Source organism: Bradyrhizobium sp. KBS0727, from assembly GCF_005937885.2.
Lineage (GTDB): Bacteria > Pseudomonadota > Alphaproteobacteria > Rhizobiales > Xanthobacteraceae > Bradyrhizobium.
Genome location: NZ_CP042176.1, coordinates 300,034 through 316,920, shown reverse-complemented (window position 1 = coordinate 316,920; position 16,887 = coordinate 300,034). Strand labels below are relative to the sequence as shown.

At 64.8% G+C, this 16,887-nt stretch carries 14 protein-coding genes; 10 read left to right on the top strand and 4 right to left on the bottom strand.

Annotation, left to right across the window (positions count from 1 at the left end; all coding sequences use genetic code 11):
• Positions 1 to 4: 4 nt before the first annotated feature.
• The gene (locus FFI89_RS01490; protein ID WP_210249062.1) at positions 5 to 625 is read right to left on the bottom strand and encodes a thermonuclease family protein; all 621 of its coding nucleotides are present in this window, start codon (positions 623 to 625) and stop codon (positions 5 to 7) included.
• A gap of 46 nt (positions 626 to 671) precedes the next feature.
• A complete protein-coding gene (locus FFI89_RS01485) occupies positions 672 to 896 on the bottom strand; it encodes a DUF1674 domain-containing protein (RefSeq protein WP_371722387.1) in 225 nt (74 codons plus the stop codon).
• Positions 897 to 1,068: 172 nt separating this feature from the next.
• On the opposite strand from FFI89_RS01485, the gene FFI89_RS01480 reads away from it, so the two are divergent.
• The 3 genes from FFI89_RS01480 to purH all read left to right on the top strand — a co-directional run bounded on the left by FFI89_RS01480 (position 1,069) and on the right by purH (position 6,110).
• The gene (locus FFI89_RS01480; protein WP_138832238.1) at positions 1,069 to 2,415 is read left to right on the top strand and encodes an RsmB/NOP family class I SAM-dependent RNA methyltransferase; all 1,347 of its coding nucleotides are present in this window, start codon (positions 1,069 to 1,071) and stop codon (positions 2,413 to 2,415) included.
• Between the two features lie 254 nt (positions 2,416 to 2,669).
• Positions 2,670 to 4,385, top strand: coding sequence for a heparinase II/III family protein (locus FFI89_RS01475; protein WP_168212742.1), 1,716 nt, complete (start codon positions 2,670 to 2,672; stop codon positions 4,383 to 4,385).
• A 132-nt stretch (positions 4,386 to 4,517) separates the two neighbouring features.
• Positions 4,518 to 6,110, top strand: coding sequence for a bifunctional phosphoribosylaminoimidazolecarboxamide formyltransferase/IMP cyclohydrolase (purH, locus tag FFI89_RS01470; protein ID WP_138832234.1), 1,593 nt, complete (start codon positions 4,518 to 4,520; stop codon positions 6,108 to 6,110).
• Between the two features lie 107 nt (positions 6,111 to 6,217).
• Here the strand turns inward: purH and FFI89_RS01465 are convergent, their stop codons facing one another.
• On the bottom strand, positions 6,218 to 7,606 hold the full coding sequence (locus FFI89_RS01465) for an MFS transporter (RefSeq protein ID WP_138832232.1): 1,389 nt from the start codon (positions 7,604 to 7,606) through the stop codon (positions 6,218 to 6,220).
• Positions 7,607 to 7,871: 265 nt separating this feature from the next.
• Here FFI89_RS01465 and ggt point away from each other — a divergent pair, with 265 nt between their 5' ends.
• The 4 genes from ggt to FFI89_RS01445 all read left to right on the top strand — a co-directional run bounded on the left by ggt (position 7,872) and on the right by FFI89_RS01445 (position 13,669).
• Positions 7,872 to 9,614 carry a gamma-glutamyltransferase gene (gene ggt / locus FFI89_RS01460; protein WP_138832231.1) on the top strand — a complete coding sequence of 581 codons (1,743 nt, stop codon included), beginning with the start codon at positions 7,872 to 7,874 and terminating at the stop codon, positions 9,612 to 9,614.
• A 192-nt stretch (positions 9,615 to 9,806) separates the two neighbouring features.
• On the top strand, positions 9,807 to 11,105 hold the full coding sequence (locus FFI89_RS01455) for an MFS transporter (protein WP_138832229.1): 1,299 nt from the start codon (positions 9,807 to 9,809) through the stop codon (positions 11,103 to 11,105).
• 249 nt (positions 11,106 to 11,354) lie between these two features.
• Positions 11,355 to 12,251: an NAD(P)-dependent oxidoreductase gene (locus FFI89_RS01450; RefSeq protein WP_138832227.1), complete on the top strand. Its 897-nt coding sequence runs from the start codon at positions 11,355 to 11,357 to the stop codon at positions 12,249 to 12,251.
• Positions 12,252 to 12,289: 38 nt separating this feature from the next.
• A complete protein-coding gene (locus FFI89_RS01445; protein ID WP_305764653.1) occupies positions 12,290 to 13,669 on the top strand; it encodes a serine hydrolase in 1,380 nt (459 codons plus the stop codon).
• Positions 13,670 to 13,808: 139 nt separating this feature from the next.
• On the opposite strand, the gene FFI89_RS01435 is transcribed toward FFI89_RS01445, so the two are convergent.
• A complete protein-coding gene (locus tag FFI89_RS01435; RefSeq protein WP_138832225.1) occupies positions 13,809 to 14,474 on the bottom strand; it encodes a glutathione S-transferase family protein in 666 nt (221 codons plus the stop codon).
• A gap of 134 nt (positions 14,475 to 14,608) precedes the next feature.
• Here FFI89_RS01435 and FFI89_RS01430 point away from each other — a divergent pair, with 134 nt between their 5' ends.
• The 3 genes from FFI89_RS01430 to FFI89_RS01420 all read left to right on the top strand — a co-directional run bounded on the left by FFI89_RS01430 (position 14,609) and on the right by FFI89_RS01420 (position 16,813).
• Entirely contained in the window at positions 14,609 to 15,214 is a 606-nt protein-coding gene (locus tag FFI89_RS01430; RefSeq protein WP_138832223.1) for a DUF2239 family protein, read from the top strand.
• A gap of 147 nt (positions 15,215 to 15,361) precedes the next feature.
• On the top strand, positions 15,362 to 15,946 hold the full coding sequence (locus FFI89_RS01425) for a 2-hydroxychromene-2-carboxylate isomerase (RefSeq protein ID WP_138836001.1): 585 nt from the start codon (positions 15,362 to 15,364) through the stop codon (positions 15,944 to 15,946).
• Positions 15,947 to 16,075: 129 nt separating this feature from the next.
• Positions 16,076 to 16,813 (top strand): SDR family oxidoreductase, encoded by a 738-nt coding sequence (locus tag FFI89_RS01420; RefSeq protein ID WP_138832221.1) that lies wholly within the window; start codon positions 16,076 to 16,078, stop codon positions 16,811 to 16,813.
• The last annotated feature ends 74 nt before the right edge of the window (positions 16,814 to 16,887 follow it).

Sequence of the window (16,887 nt, the reverse complement as noted above, 5' to 3'; positions counted from 1 at the left end):
TTTTTCATTTTGGAAGAAGTTGATCGGCGTTCGCGCACCAGCCGCTGCGGTGGCCGCCGCTGTAGCTGCGCGCATGACCGGCCGCGAGCATCGCGGTCGAAACGTTTGGAGTCTTCCGGGTCGCGACATCGGCATCGACCCGGCCGTTATATTTGTCCGGGCCGATATTTGAGATCGTGACCTCGCCTTCGCCGAGCAGCGCGCGCAAGGCATCGGTCGCGGCTTCGGCCATCTGCAATTCCCTGGGACAGGACGCCTTCAGTTCCGGCGCATCGATGCCGCGCAGGCGAACCCGCGTGGTCAGGTCGAGGCCGGGCTGCAAATGCACCCGCGCCTCGAAGGTGTCGCCGTCGATGGTCCGGATCACGTCGACCGGATGGCGCAGGTCCGGATTGCCGGCCCGCCGCCAGACCATCTCGGCGTCGCGCGCGGCCGGGCTGTCGGCCGGGTGCGACCACTGTTCGGCGGGATGCGGCCAAAACCCGCGTACCCAGTGCCGCACCGGCAGCATCGTCCCCGCCGCGACGGCAATCACGAACAGCCAAGGCAGCGCCGCCGCAAACCAGCGATGCCGGGTGGCTCGATGCCGCGCCCTGTACGGATTTATTCTGTCGTATCGGGACATATTCCCGGACTAGGGCTGAGTCGGGTCAATCGGCAAGGCAAATGCCTCAAAAGTCCGAGGCGATGCCCTTGCGCTCCCAGTCGCCGTAGCGGGTCGGTTCCGGGCCTTTCGGGCCCTGAAATTCCTTCGGCTGCGCCGTGGCGGCGACTTCGGCGGCTTTTCGGCGCGCCTCGGCTTCGGCGAGGGCCCGCTCGGCGGCCGGCGTCAGCGGCTTGCGTTCTGGCACAGACTTGCGTTCTGGCACAGAAGAGGGTGAAGCATCGTCGGTCATCTCAAATTCTTCCGCGGCACGGTTGGTATCCGAGATAGCGACGTCGAGACGACATCACAATCGTAAAATCGTCATGGCGATTCTTACATTTGGCATATTCGCATGCCAAAGGACTTTTTCATTTCAAAGGCATAAGCCGAAGCCTTCCCGCCTCCCGAGACGTTCCTGATTCATGCCCCCTTCAAGATTCGCAGTACCTTCCGAAGTGCCTGGTCTCGCCGCACGGCGGATCGCTGCGGACATTCTCGACGGCGTCCTGCACAAGCACCGCACGCTCGATGACCAGCTCGACGGCGCCGGCGCGCATCCCGGGCTGAAGGCGCTTGCCGATCGCGACCGCGCGCTGATGCGGCGCCTGGTGGCGACGATCCTGCGGCGGCTCGGCACGCTCGGTCATTTGCTCTCGCGCCTGCTCGATCGCGGTATTCCGACCGATGCGCCGCGCGCGCAGAGCGCGCTGTTGATCGGCGCCGCGCAGATTCTCTGGATGGACGTGCCCGATCATGCGGCCGTCGACCTCAGTGTGCGGCTGGTGCAGTCGGACCGACGGGCCGCGAAATATGCCGGGCTCGTCAATGCCGTGCTGCGCCGTTGCGCCCGCGAAGGCCAGCCTTTGATCGACGAGGTCAAGGCGCAGACGCTGGATATTCCGCCCTGGCTGCTGGCGCGCTGGATCGCGGCCTATGGCGAGACGACCGCGCGCGCGATGGCACTGGCGATCGGCCATGAGCCCTCGCTCGACATCACCGTGAAGGCAGACGCAGCCCAATGGGCGACGCGACTGCATGGCGAAACGCTGCCGAGCGGAACGGTCCGCACCCTGCTGCAGGGCTCGGTGACGATGCTGCCCGGTTTCACCGAAGGCCAATGGTGGGTGCAGGATGCCGCCGCCGCGCTGCCGGCGCGGCTGTTCGGCGACATCAGCGGCAAGAAGATCGTCGATCTCTGCGCCGCGCCCGGCGGCAAGACCGCGCAACTCGCGCTGGCGGGCGCCGACGTCACCGCTGTCGACCGTTCGCCGGCCCGAATGTCGCGGCTGCGCGACAATCTCGCGCGGCTGTCGCTGCCGGCCACCGAGGTCGTGACCGATGCCGCCGAATGGCAAGGCGGCGACGGCAGTTTCGACGGCGTCCTGGTCGATGCGCCCTGCACCTCGACCGGCACCATCCGCCGTCACCCGGATGTCGCCTGGCTGCGGCAGGAAGCGGATATCGCGGCGCTGTCGGCGCTGCAGGCAAAATTGCTAAAGAAGGCGGTCGCCCTGCTCAAGCCGGGCGGCACGCTGGTGTATTGCACCTGCTCGCTGGAACCCGAGGAAGGCGAGCAGGCGATCGCGGCGCTATTGGCCGCCGAATCCGCCGTGCGCCGTGCGCCCGTCACGGCCAGCGAGGTCGCGGGCCTCAGCGAAATCGTCACCGCGGACGGCGATTTGCGCACCCTGCCCAGCCATTTGCCTCACGAGGACCCCCGACTTGGCGGGTTGGATGGATTTTACGCGGCGCGGCTGGTTAAATCCTGATTCTAAACCGGAATTCCGCGGCTTTCAGTGTTTTCAAGCGAAGTGGACACCGGTTCGCGGAAAGAAAACGCGTCAAAACGAAAAGTAAAGCCCGGTTCTGATTCAATCAGAACCGATAAGGCTTTAGGGTGATTCGCGCGCTTTCAAGATGGTGTCATGCCGGCGTTTCCGGATTAAAAGGATTCGCCACAATTCCCTCCCTCCCAAGGCACGGCGTGTCGGTCGCTCAACGCAGACGCATCTCGACGCTTATCATGGGCCGCTTTGCGCGGAGCATGGCTGCGCGTGCGAGCGGCGGGACGGTGGCGCTGTCGCGGCTGTGGCCGGGCCGGGCCGACCGCCTGATCATCGCACCGCATGATCTGCGGACCGCGGACGCCACCCGTGCCGCCGAAATCTATGCCGGCCGCTTCGTCTTCGCCGGCAAGATCGTGACCTGCCATGGCCGGTCGATCTTCGACCTCGAGCCGCCCTCGGAAGACTGGGAGGTGGCGCTGCTCGGCTTCGGATGGTTGCGGCACCTGCGCGCGGCCGATACCGCGTTGACCCGCGCCAACGCCCGCTCGCTGGTCGACGACTGGATCTCGAATCCGACGCGCAGGCGGCCGCTCGAACGCCGCGCCGACGTGCTGGCGCGCCGGGTGATCTCGCTGCTGTCGCAGGCGCCTCTGGTGCTCGGCGACACCGACAACAAGTTCTATCGCAAATATCTGCGCGGGCTAACCCGCGAGATTCGCTACCTGCGCTACACGATGATCGACATCGCCGACGGCGTGCCGCGCCTGCAGGTGCTGATCGCGCTTTGCTACGCCTCGCTGTGCCTTGCCAACCAGGCAAAGCACATCCGCTCCGCGACGCGTCGGCTGTCCGACGAACTGCAACGGCAGATCCTGCCCGACGGCGGCCACATCTCGCGCAATCCCGGCGCGCTGGTCGAACTGCTCAGCGACATGCTGCCGCTGCGCCAGACCTTTGCCGCGCGCAATATCGCGCCGCCGCCGGCGCTCCTGAACGCGATCGATCGCATGATGCCGATGCTGCGCTTCTTCCGCCACGGCGACGGCAGCTTTGCGCTGTTCAACGGCATGAGCAACGCGCCGTCCGACCTGGTCGCGACCCTGCTCGCCTATGACGACACCCACGGCGTGCCGATGTCGAGCATGCCGCATACCGGATTTCAGCGCCTCGATGCCGGTACTACCACCGTCATCATCGACACCGGTCCGCCGCCGCCGCCGAACGTCAGTCAGGACGCGCATGCCGGCTGCCTCTCGTTCGAACTTTCCTCCGGGCCGAGCCGGATCGTCGTCAATTGCGGCATGCCCTCGACCGGCCGCGACAATTGGCGTGCCTTCGCGCGCAGCACCGCAGCGCATTCGACCATGACCTATCGCGAGACCTCGTCGTGCCAGTTCGTCGAACTGTCGGCGATGAAGCGCCTGTTGCAGGGCGCGCCGATCGTCAGCGGCCCGTCCAATGTGGAGAGCTATCGCGAGGCGGTGGCGAGCGGCGATCTGCTGCACACGTCGCATGACGGCTACCTCGCCCGATTTGGCGTCGTGCATCGCCGGGTACTGATGATTGCCCAGGACGGCGCGCGGCTCGACGGCGAGGACACGGTGTCGCCGGCGCCGGGGGCGCGAATCAAGGGCAACCAGACCGACTTTGCCGTGCGGTTTCACCTGCATCCTTCGGTGAAGGCGAGCCGGCTCAGCGACGCCCGCGGCGTCATGCTGGTATTGCCGAACCGCGATGTCTGGACCTTCGAGGCACTCGACGACAAGGTCGATCTCGAGGACAGCGTGTTCCTGGCCGGCAATGACGGCCCCCGCCGCACCGCCCAGATCGTGATCCGGCAGGATTCGCGGACCGCCACTTCGATCCGCTGGAGTTTCGTGCGCTCGACGACGTCGGCTTCGGCCACCACAGCCCGGCGCAACGCCCGGCGCGAGCCGGAATTGCCGTTGTAGGCCCCTTTTTCCAGCCCTTGCCTCCCCCTGGGGCAAGGGAGATTTCCACACACGGATTTGGCGGGTTTCTGACCGGTTTCATGGCCGCCAAAACCGTGCTACCGGGCTGGCTTACCAGCCAGGATTTTCCCTATGACCGACCATCCGCGACGCGTCACCCGCGCTCTATTGTCCGTTTCCGACAAGACCGGCCTGATCGAATTTGCAACCGCCCTGGCCGGCCACGGCATCGACCTCGTCTCCACCGGCGGCACCGCCAAGGCGATTGCAGCGGCAGGGCTGAAGGTGTCCGACGTTTCCGACCTCACGGGTTTTCCGGAAATGATGGATGGACGGGTCAAGACCCTGCACCCCAAGGTGCATGGCGGGTTGCTCGCGATCCGCGACAACAAGGAACATGCGGACGCAATGAAGGCGCACGGCATTGCGCCGATCGATCTCCTGGTCGTGAACCTGTATCCGTTCGAGGCCACCGTCGACAAAGGCGCCAGCTACGAGGAGTGCATCGAGAACATCGACATCGGCGGCCCGGCGATGATCCGCGCGGCGGCCAAGAACCACGACGATGTCGCCGTCGTGGTGGAAGCCTCCGACTACCAGGCCGTGCTCGACGAACTCGCCGCCAACAAGGGCGCCACCACGCTGACGCTGCGCCGCCGGCTCGCCGCCAAGGCCTATGCGCGCACCGCGGCCTATGACGCCGCGATCTCGAACTGGTTCGCGGTTCAGCTCAAGAACGACACGCCGGACTACCGCGCCTTCGGCGGCCGCCTGATCCAGTCGCTGCGTTACGGCGAGAACCCGCACCAGACCGCGGCCTTCTATGCAACGCCGGACAAGCGCCCGGGTGTCGCCTCCGCGCGGCAGTTGCAGGGCAAGGAATTGTCCTACAACAACATCAACGACACCGATGCTGCCTATGAATGCATCGGCGAGTTCGATGCCAAGCGCACCGCGGCCTGCGTCATCGTCAAGCATGCCAATCCCTGCGGCGTCGCCGAGGGCGCCGATCTCGTCAGCGCCTATCGCATGGCGCTGGCCTGCGACTCGACCTCGGCCTATGGCGGCATCGTCGCGCTGAACCGCACGCTCGACGCCGAAGCCGCGCGCGCCATCACTGAAATCTTCACCGAAGTCATCATCGCGCCCGACGCGACCGAAGAGGCGATCGCCATCATCGCCGGCCGCCGGAACCTGCGGCTGTTGCTGGCCGGCGGCCTGCCCGATCCGCGCACGGTGGGCCTGACCGCCAAGACGGTGGCCGGCGGCATGCTGGTTCAGAGCCGCGACAACGCCGTGGTCGATGACATGGCGCTGAAGGTCGCGACCAAACGCGCGCCGTCAGATGCCGAACTGCGCGACCTCAAATTTGCATTCCGGGTCGCCAAACACGTGAAGTCGAACACCATCATCTACGCCAAGGATCTCGCCACCGTCGGCATCGGCGCCGGCCAGATGAGCCGGGTCGATTCCGCGCGCATCGCCGCCCGCAAGGCGCTGGATGCCGCTGCCGAGATGAAGCTCGCGGAACCCCTGACCAGGGGCTCGGTGGTCGCATCCGACGCGTTCTTCCCGTTCGCCGACGGCATGCTGGCCTGCATCGAGGCCGGCGCCACCGCCGTGATCCAGCCCGGCGGATCGCTCCGCGACGAAGAAGTGATCAAGGCCGCCGATGAGCACGGCATCGCCATGGTGTTCACCGGCGTGCGACACTTCCGGCATTAACCTCCATTGTCATTCCGGGGCATCGCGCAGCGATGAACCCGGAATCTGGAGATGAGGCGCGAGATTCCGGGTTCGCGCTGACGCGCGCCCCCGAATGACAAAGACCATTACGCCTCCCTCACCCGCGCCAGCAGCGCCAGCCCTGCGACGAAGAACAGCACCAGCGTCGCCATGCCTGCCTTCTGGCTCGCTGATATCGCCGTGATCGCGCCGATCAACAGCGGCCCGATGAACGAGGTGACTTTTCCGGTCAGCGCGAACAGTCCGAAGTATTGCGCGATGCGATCTTTCGGCGCGAGACGAATCAGCAGCGTGCGCGACGCCGCCTGCAGCGGACCACCGGCCGCGCCGATCAGGCAACCGAGCGCCAGATAGGCGCGCTCGGCCGCGCCGGAGAACAAGGCGGCGCCCGGCGCCGGCGGCGCGACTTGCACGAAGAAGATCGAGTCCTTGTCGACCAAGAGGATCGCGGTGATGGCGAACAGCAGGACCAGCATACTGCCTGATATCACCTGCTTCGGCCCCAGACGGTCGTCGAGCTTGCCGCCCAGCCATGCGCCGAAGGTTCCCGCAATCGCGAGAATGATACCGAACGTGCCGATCTGGATCGTTTGCCAGCCGAAGGTGCCGGCAGCGTAGATACCGCCGAAGGCAAACAGCGATACCAGGCCGTCGGTGTAGATCATGTTGGCGAGCAGGAATGTCGCCATCGCCTTCTGCTTCGGCAGTTCGCCGAGCGTTTGCCAGAGACCGGTCAACCCTTCGCGCAGCGCCGCGCGCAGCGGCCGCCGCGCCGGATAATCCGGCGTCAGCAGGAACATCGGCAGCACGAAGATGACGAACCAGATGCCGGTCAGCGGACCGGTAATGCGGTCGCCCTGATGCGTGACCGGGTCGAGACCGAACAGCGGCGAGAGGCCGAACAGCGTGCGCCCGGTGTCGGGATTGGCGGCGAGAAAGCCCAGCACCAGGATGAGGCTGATGATGCCGCCGACATAACCGGTGGCCCAGCCGGTACCGGACAATCGTCCGATCCGGTCCGGCGGCACCAGCGTCGGCATCATCGCATTGTTGAACACGGTGGCGAATTCGACGCCGACGCTGGCAATCGCATAGGCGAGCAGCAGCGGCGGGATCACGCCGGGGTCGCCGGGTTTGCCGAACCACATCAGGCCGGAGCCGATCACCAGCAACACGCCGAAGCCCGCGATCCAGGGCTTGCGCCGGCCGCTGGCATCGGCAATCGCCCCCAGCACCGGCGACATCAGCGCGATCATCAGCCCCGCGGCCGCAGTGGCAAACCCCCACAGCGCCTGCCCGCTTGCCGGATCCGGCGCCACGAAGCTGGCGAAATAGGGCGCAAACACAAACGTCGTGATCAGCGTGAAATAGGGCTGCGCCGCCCAGTCGAAGAAGATCCAGCTGATGACCGCCGACCGGCGCGGATATCGCTGCGGGATTACGCCGCCAATGGCCTCGGAAGCGATTACCGCCATATCCCGGATTTCCTATTGCATAGCGTTTTCAAGCGAAGTGGACCCGGTTCGCATAGCAATCAAGCTTGCGCAGATTGCGTAGACTTATCTGCGGTAGAAAACGCGTCAAAATAAAGAGTCAGGAGCCCCGTCTCGATGCAAGCGAGATGGGGATCCAGTCACGCGAAGGCGTTTTGCCCATCGCGTGCGAACCCATATAGCATGCGTCACTTGCGCTTGCGCGGTTGCCAAGCGTCACACGGGCTCCAACTGCGGCGGATTTTTGATGGCTGTCTTTTCATCCGGGTGGCGCGGAACAATTTCGGCGCTCGTGCTGGCGTTTGTCTGCAGCGTCGCGGCCGTTGCGCAGGAGCGCCAGGTCTATTCGCCGCCGGACCTCACGGCCGTTCATGCCGTTCCCGCCGAACACGGCATGGTGGTCGCACAGGAGAAGCTTGCCGCCCAGGTCGGCGCCGACATTCTGCGGCAGGGCGGCAATGCCGTCGATGCCGCAGTCGCGACCGGTTTCGCGATGGCCGTCACCTATCCGCGTGCCGGAAATATCGGCGGCGGCGGCTTCATGGTCATCCACTCGGCCGAGCGCCATGAAGACGTCGCGATCGATTATCGCGAGACCGCCCCGGCTGCGACCACACGCGACATCTATTTGGGACCGGACGGCAAACCCGATACCGACAAGTCGCGCAACTCCGCGCTCGGCATCGGCGTCCCCGGCACGGTTGCGGGATTGACGCTGGCGTTGGAGAAATACGGCTCCGGCCGTTTCACGCTGGCGCAAATCCTCAAGCCTGCCATCGAGCTGGCCCGCGACGGCTTCGTGGTCACCGATGACATGGCCGATACCCTGCCGGACATGTACCGTCGGATGGCACGCTGGCCAAATTCCGCAAAGATCTTTTCGCACGTCGATGGCACGCCACTGCATGACGGCGACCGATTGATCCAGCCCGACCTTGCGGCAACGCTGTCGGCGATTGCCGAAAACGGATCGCGCGCCTTCTACGAAGGGCCGATCGCCGAGGGGCTGGCGAAGGCCGTCAGCAATGCCGGCGGGATCATGACGCCGGAAGACCTGAAATCGTATCAGGCGGTGATCCGCAGTCCCGTGCGCGGCAATTATCGCGGCTACGACATCGTGTCGATGCCGCTGCCGTCGTCCGGCGGCACGGTGTTGCTGGAAACGTTGAACATCCTCGAAGGGTTTCCGCTCCAGGACATCAAGCAAGGTTCCGCAACCTCGCTGCACCTGCTGATCGAAGCGATGAAGCGCGCTTACGCCGACCGCGCGCGCTATCTCGGCGATCCCGCTTTCGTCAACGCGCCGGCCGACGTCCTGATATCGAAGGACTACGCCGCCAAGCAGCGCGCCGGTATCGACCTCGCGCGCGCGACACCGGCGGATGCGTTGGCATTGAAGCCGCCGCGCGAGGGCAGCAACACCACGCATTACTCCGTCGTCGACTCCGGCGGCAACGCGGTCAGCAACACCTACACGCTGAATTTTCCCTATGGCGTCGGTCTGGTCGCCGACGGCATCGGCGTGCTGCTCAACAACGAACTCGACGATTTTACCGCGGCGCCCGGCGCGTCGAACGCCTTTGGCCTTGTCGGCTATGAGGCCAACCTGCCCGGCCCGGGCAAACGGCCGCTATCGTCGATGTCGCCGACCATCGTGCTGAAAGACGGCAGGCCGGTGCTGGTAACGGGCACGCCGGGCGGCAGCCGCATCATCTCGGCGGTGGTTCAGATCGTCGTCGACGTCCTAGACTACAAGATGGACGTGGCCGCGGCGGTGGCAGCCCCACGCGTGCATCATCAGTGGATGCCGGACGTGGTTCGGGTCGAACGCGGCTTCCCCGGAGAAGTCCTGGATGCCTTGAAGGCCAGGGGACATCAGGTGATCGAGCCGCTCGGCCAGACGTCGGCCAATTCGATTGCTATTACGCCAAATGGCCCGCTCGGCGCGCCCGATCCGCGCACCCGCGGCGCAGCAGCGGCGGGACAATAGAGCGCTTTCCAGCGAATCTTGCCCTCGGACTTGATCCGGGGGTGGACACCGGTTCGCGCTGGGAAAACGCGTCAAAAGAAGAATCCGGATCGGGATTTGCCGGACGACGGCATCGTCGTATGCTGCCGCCCCACGTCAGCCGGCGGGCGTGGGGTGACTCAAGGCCGGTTCAGAATTCCGGGGGGAACAAGCATGAGCACGGCCGAACCATCAGGCACGATCGAAACCGTAGCGATCGAGGACACCAGCCTTCTCGCTTTCTATCGCGATATGAACCAGCCGGAGCGCCGGACGTTCTGGGCCTGCGCGGCGGGCTGGGCGCTCGACGGCATGGACTTCATGATCTATCCGCTCGTGATCGGCACCATCATCGCGATGTGGAAGGTCGATCCGGGCAGCGCCGGGCTTGCCGGCACGGTGACGTTGCTGGCCTCCGCGGTCGGTGGCTGGCTCGGCGGCTATCTGGCCGATCGCATCGGCCGGGTCAGGACCCTTCAGCTCACCATCCTGTGGTTCTCGTTCTTCTCGCTGGTCTGCGCCTTCGTGCAGAATTTCGATCAGTTGATCATCGCCCGCGCGCTGCTGGGCCTGGGCTTCGGCGGCGAATGGGCTGCCGGCGCGGTGCTGATGGGCGAGGCGATCCGGGCGCAATATCGCGGCCGCGCGGTCGGTTCGGTGCAATCGGGCTGGGCCGTCGGATGGGGCCTCGCGGTGCTTTCGCAGGCGATCCTGTTCTCGTATCTGCCGCCCGAGCTCGCCTGGCGCTGGATGTTCGCGATCGGCGCGTTGCCGGCGCTGCTGGTGTTCTATCTGCGCCGCTACGTCACCGAACCGGAGATCGCTGCGGCAACGCGGGTCAAGCAGGCTGCGTCGGGCGACCGGCCGGCCCTGTGGGAGATTTTTTCAGGCCCGATCCTGAAGACCACCATCCTGGCGTCGCTGATGGTCACGGGCTGTCAGGGCGGCTACTACGCCATCACCTTCTGGGTGCCGCGCTTTCTCACCGTCGAGCGCAAGCTTTCGGTGGTCAGTTCGACCGGCTATCTCTCGGCGCTGATCATCGGCTCGTTCGCCGGCTATCTCGTCGGCGCCTGGCTCGCCGACCGCATCGGACGGCGCAACCTGTTCCTGACCTTCTCGCTCGGCGCCATCGCCATCGTGATCCTCTATACGCAGTTACAATTGACCAACGAGATGCTGTGGGTACTAGGCTTCCCGCTCGGCTTCTTCGCCTCGGGCTACTTCTCCGGCGTCGGCGCGTTCCTCACCGAACTGTTTCCGACCAGGCTGCGCGGATCGGGACAAGGCTTCTGCTACAATTTCGGCCGTGGCATCGGCGCCTTGTTTCCGTTCCTGGTCGGATGGCTCTCGACCTCGACGACACTCGCCAACGCGATCGCAATCTTTGCCGTCGCCGCCTATGGCGTTTTCTTCATTGCCGCCTTCGCGCTGCCGGAAACCCGCGGCAAGGTTCTGCATGCGGATGGGTAGGTAGCGCGCTTTGCGAGGCCGGAGCGTGTTGGCTTGCTCCGTCGTTCCCTCCCCCCCCTTGCGGGGGAGGGTTAGGGAGAGGGGTAAGCCGCGAGTTCGGTGCTCGTGGCTCGCCACCCACCCCACCCTCCCCCGACGCAAGTCGGGCCTGCCCGACTTGCGCATAAATAAAATGCGCAACCGGGGTAAACCCCGGGTGCGTGGGGTAGGGTGCCATCTGTCTGTGCGTCCATAACTGGGGTTCGGCTCATGACATCCCTCAAAGGCAAGACGCTGTTCATCTCGGGCGCGAGCCGCGGCATCGGGCTTGCGATTGCGCTGCGCGCCGCGCGCGACGGCGCCAATGTCGCGATTGCCGCCAAGACCGCAGAGCCGCATCCGAAACTCAAGGGCACCATCTACACCGCCGCCGACGAGGTTCGCGCCGCCGGCGGCAAGGCGCTGCCGGTGCTGTGCGACATCCGCGACGAGGCGCAGGTGATCGCCGCTATCGATGCGACCGTCGCCGAATTCGGCGGCATCGATATCTGCGTCAACAACGCCAGCGCCATCAGCCTGACTGATTCGCAGATGACCGACATGAAGCGCTACGATTTGATGATGGGCATCAACACCCGCGGCACCTTCATGGTGTCGAAATACTGCATCCCGCACCTGAAAAAGGCCGCCAACCCGCATATCCTGATGCTATCGCCGCCGCTCGACATGAAGGCCAAATGGTTCGAGCATTCCACCGCCTATACGATGGCGAAGTTCGGCATGAGCATGTGCGTGCTGGGGCTATCCGGCGAACTGAAATCAGCCGGCGTCGCGGTCAACGCGCTGTGGCCGCGGACCACGATCGCGACCGCCGCGGTCGGCAATCTGCTCGGCGGCGATGCCATGATGCGCGCCAGCCGCACGCCGGAAATCATGGGCGACGCCGCCCACGCCATTCTAACAAAGCCCTCGCGCGAATTCACCGGGCAGTTCTGCATCGACGACAAGATTCTCTATGTCAGCGGCGTCAGGGATTTCGAGCATTACCGCGTCGACCCCACGGTGTCGCTGATGTCGGATTTCTTCGTGCCCGACGACGATGTGCCGCCGCCCGGCGTCGGCGTGCAGGCCCTGCCCTCGGTTGGTGCGGCGAAGGAGTCGCGCTAGAACCACCTCGCCGACGGATCGGCTTGCGGGAGACGCGCGTGCGCTGGCTGAAATGGGTGGCCGTCGGCTTGGTTCTGGCTGCACTGGCGGCCGCCGGCGTCGTCACCCGTCCCGATCGCGCCATTCGGGTCGCCACCGGCGTGGTCGCGCATAATGTCTGTTCCAAGACATTCGTCTCCGGCCTCGATCCGCCAACTGTGTTCGCGGAAACCATCGAGCGCGACGGTCTGCGCCGCTTGCGGCCGGTGCTTCGGATGCAGGTCGATCGTGCCGCGCGAACGGTCGATGCATCGGCGGCGGGGTTGCTCGCCAGCCGCGCGGTCTTCCATGACGGGCTCGGCTGCGTGCTGCTGCACGGCACCGAGCCCTATATCCTCAAGAGCGACATCGACGCGCTCAAGGTATCGAAAGCGCCGCCGCTGCTGCGCGAGATTGCCGGCCCCGACATCGTGCAGCCGTCCGATCCCGCCCTGAAGACCGCGCTCGATCATGCCTTTGAGGAGCCTGCCGTGCCGCCGTTGCGGCGAACCAAGGCGGTGGTCGTCGTGCATGACGGCAAGGTGATTGCCGAACGCTATGCCGGCGGCATCGGCATCGACACGCCGCTGCTCGGCTTTTCCATGACCAAGTCGGTGATCAATGCGTTGATCGGCATCCTGACACAGCAAGGCCTGGTGACGCCGTCGATGCCGGCGCCGATCCCGGAATGGCGCGGCGACCTCAGGCGCGAGATCGAGGTCGAGCATCTGTTGCGCATGACCACCGGGCTGGCGCTCGACGAGACCAATAGCGGTTTCGATCCCTCCAGCCAGATGGTGTATTTGCACAACGACATGGCGGGCTTCGCGGTCAACGCCGCCGTCGTCGCTCCGCCGGGCTCGCGCTGGGCCTATTCCAGCCCGACGACGCAACTGCTGGCGCGGATCGTCCGCGATGCGGTGGGTGGCCCCGAACAGACGCTGGCATTTGCATGGCGCGAATTATTCAATCCGCTCGGGATGCGCCATGTCACGCTCGAGTTCGACGCCTCGGGCACGCTGCAGGGATCGACCTACATGCTGGCCAGCGCCAGGGACTGGGCGCGGTTCGGGTTGCTCTACCTGAATGACGGCATCGTCGGCGGCAAGCGCATTTTGCACGAGGACTGGGTGGATTTTTCGGCCGCCGCGACCCTCGACACCGACTACGGCGCCGGCTTCTGGACCAATCGCAGCGAACACCGCAATGCGAGGGCGCGCGTGCGGCTCGGCATTCCCCGCGATGCGTTCTTTGCGTCGGGCGATCTCGGCCAGCGCATCGTGATCATGCCGTCGCAGCACTTGGTCGTGGTGCGTCTCGGCGACAGTGTCGACCCGACCGGCGATATCAGGGGGCTGGCGCGGCTGGTGAAGGATGTGATCGCGGCGGTTCGGCCTTGATAGTTTTCGTCATTCCGGGATGGTCCGAAGGACCAGACCTCAGATGCGCAATTGCGCATCGGGGAATCTCGAGATTCTCAGATGTGCAATTGCACATCGTAGTTCGATGCTTCGCATCGCCCCGGAATGACGACCCAAGCTACCGTCCAATCACGTACGGCCCGCCTTTTTCCAATGCGCGGGCATAGGCCGGACGCGCATGAATGCGTTCGAGGAACGCCATCGCCTTGGGATGGCCCTGCTCCAGTCCGCCACGCGCGGCGGCGGCTTCCAGCGGAAAACTCATCTGGATATCGGCGCCGGTGAATTCAGAGCCGGCGAACCATTCGCTTTTCGCCAGTTCGCCTTCCCAATAGTCCATGTGCTGCTTGAGCTGCGGATTGACCAGCGTGGTCAGCGCGGTGTTGCAGACCTTGCGCACCAGCGGCCGCAGCAAGGCCGGCGCCCGCTTCGGCATCAGCGTGAACAGCAGCTTGAGCAGCAGCGGCGACATCGCGGAGCCTTCCGCGTAATGCAGCCAGTAAGTGTAGCGCAGCCGCTCCGGCGTGCTCACGGGCGGAATCAGGCGGCCATTGCCGTAGGTGCCGATCAGGTATTCGCAGATCGCGCCAGACTCGGCGATGGTGTTGCCGTTGTCGGTGATGACGGGGGACTTGCCGAGCGGATGGATGGCGCGCAGCTCCTTCGGCGCACGCATGTCCGGCTGCCGCTGATAGCGGACGATCTCGTAGGGCACACCGAGTTCCTCGAGCAACCACAGCACGCGCTGCGAGCGGGAATTGTTGAGATGATGCACCGTCAGCATGGCCGTCCCCCGGATTGATGGCGCTTTGGTGCCAGCCGGCCGCGTGAAAGTCGAGATGCGTCATCGCTGCCGATAACGCGGCCTTTGACAGAACTAATTTACCCGGATAATATACCTTAAACCTGAGGAACCCTATGACTCCCGCGCCTGACGCCGCCTATATCGCCTTTGACGGAGACCACCGCATCGGATCGGGAACTCTTCACGACGTCGCGCGCGCCGCGAGGGAGGCGCTCGACCGGCGCGAGGATACGTCGATCCTGGTCTTCGAAAGCCTGTCCAGCGCGCCTGTCGATATCGATCTTCGCGGCTCGGTCGACGACGTCCTGGCACGCATTCCGCCGGCCACCACGCCACCGGCGGACGAAGATGCCGTGATCGTTGCGCCACGGGGTCCGGGCCGGCCGAAACTCGGCGTGGTCGCGCGCGAGATTACGCTGCTGCCGCGGCATTGGGACTGGCTGGCACAGCAAAAGGGCGGCGCCTCGGTGGCGATCCGCAGGCTGGTCGACGAGGCGCGGCGCGTGAACGAGGGCGTCGATCGTATCCGCCTCGGTCAGGAAGCGACCTATCGCTTCATGTCCGTGATGGCCGGCAACCGGCCGCACTACGAGGAGGCGATCCGTGCGCTGTTCGCCGGCGACCCGCGCCGTTTCGAAAAATTGATCGCCGAATGGCCCACGGATGTCCGCGACCACGCCGCCAAACTGGCCGAGCGGGCATTTCCGAGCGAAATCTGAGGCAAGAAACTCAGGCAAGAAACTGAGGCAAGAAACTGAGTCACGTCCGGTTGATCCCGCCGAGCCGAGCCGCTAGGCTGCTTGGAATGATAGAGATCATATAAGAATCGCTTCAGGGAGACCGCCGTGAGCTCAAATCCGCAATTCATGTTCGATTTCGGCAGCCCCAATGCCTTTCTGAGCCACGAGGCGATCCCGGCGATCGAAAAGCGCACGAACGTGAAATTCGAATATGTCCCGATCCTGCTCGGCGGCATCTTCAAGGCGACCAACAACAAGTCTCCGGCGGAAACGCTCGCCGGCATCAAGAACAAGCGCGAATTTCACGCGCTGGAGACCGAGCGCTTCGTCAAGCGTTTTGGCGTCAAGCCCTACACCATGAACCCGTTCTTTCCGGTCAACACGCTGAACCTGATGCGGGCCGCGGTCGCAGCCCAGCTCGAGGGCGTGTTCGAAAAATACGTCGAGGCCGCGTTCCATCATATGTGGGTCGAGCCAAAGAAAATGGACGACCCGGAAGTCGCCGTGAAGGCCCTGACCGCCTCCGGCCTCGACGCGGCCAGACTGCTGGCCCGTTCGCAGGAGCCGGAGGTAAAGGCGAAGTTGATCGAGAATACGCAAGCCGCGGTCGAACGCGGCGCCTTCGGCTCGCCGACGTTCTTTGTCGGCAAGGAAATGTTCTTCGGCAAGGAGCAATTGCGCGAAGTCGAGGAAATGGTTTCGGGGAAGTGACGTAGTCATTCCGGGGCGATGCGAAGCATCGAACCCGGAATCTCGAGATTCCCCGATGCGCAATTGCGCATCTGAGGTCTGGTGCTTACGCACCATCCCGGAATGACGAAGCCGCAACGGAGTACCTCAATGCAAAAACGCAACGCCACCTGTGCCGTCATCGGCGCCGGCGACTACATCGGCGGCGAGATCGCCAAGAAATTCGCCGCCGAAGGATTCACCGTGTTTGCCGGTCGGCGCGACGGCGCCAAGCTGGAGCCGCTGGTCAAGGAGATCGAGGCGGCAGGCGGATCGATCGTGGCGCGCACGCTCGACGCGCGGAAGGAGGACGAGGTCGCGGCCTTCCTCAACGACGCCGACAAGCATGCGCCGCTCGAGGTCTGCATCTTCAATGTCGGTGCCAACGTCAATTTCCCGATTCTGGAAACCACCGACCGCGTGTTCCGAAAAGTCTGGGAAATGGCCTGCTGGGCCGGCTTCCTGGCGGGACGTGAATCGGCGCGGCTGATGCTGCCGCACGGCAAGGGCAATATCTTCTTCACCGGGGCGACCGCGAGCTTGCGCGGCGGCAGCGGCTTTGCCGCCTTTGCCAGCGCCAAATTCGGGCTTCGCGCGGTGGCGCAATCGATCGCGCGCGAGCTCGGGCCGAAAAACATCCATGTCGCCCATCTGATCATCGATTCCGGCGTCGACACCGCCTGGGTGCGCGAGCGCCGCGAGCAGCTCTGGGGCAAGGAAGCGCTCGATAATCCGGACCTGCTGATGCCGCCCGCCTCGGTGGCCGCATCCTATTGGCAACTCTACCAGCAGCCGCGCAGCGCCTGGACGTTCGAGCTGGAGATTCGCCCGTTCGGCGAGAAGTGGTAGAAGGGCGAATGGCGAGTAGCGAATGGCGAATGGGTCTTCCCTGTTCGCCACTCGCTATTCGCCCCCCAAGAACA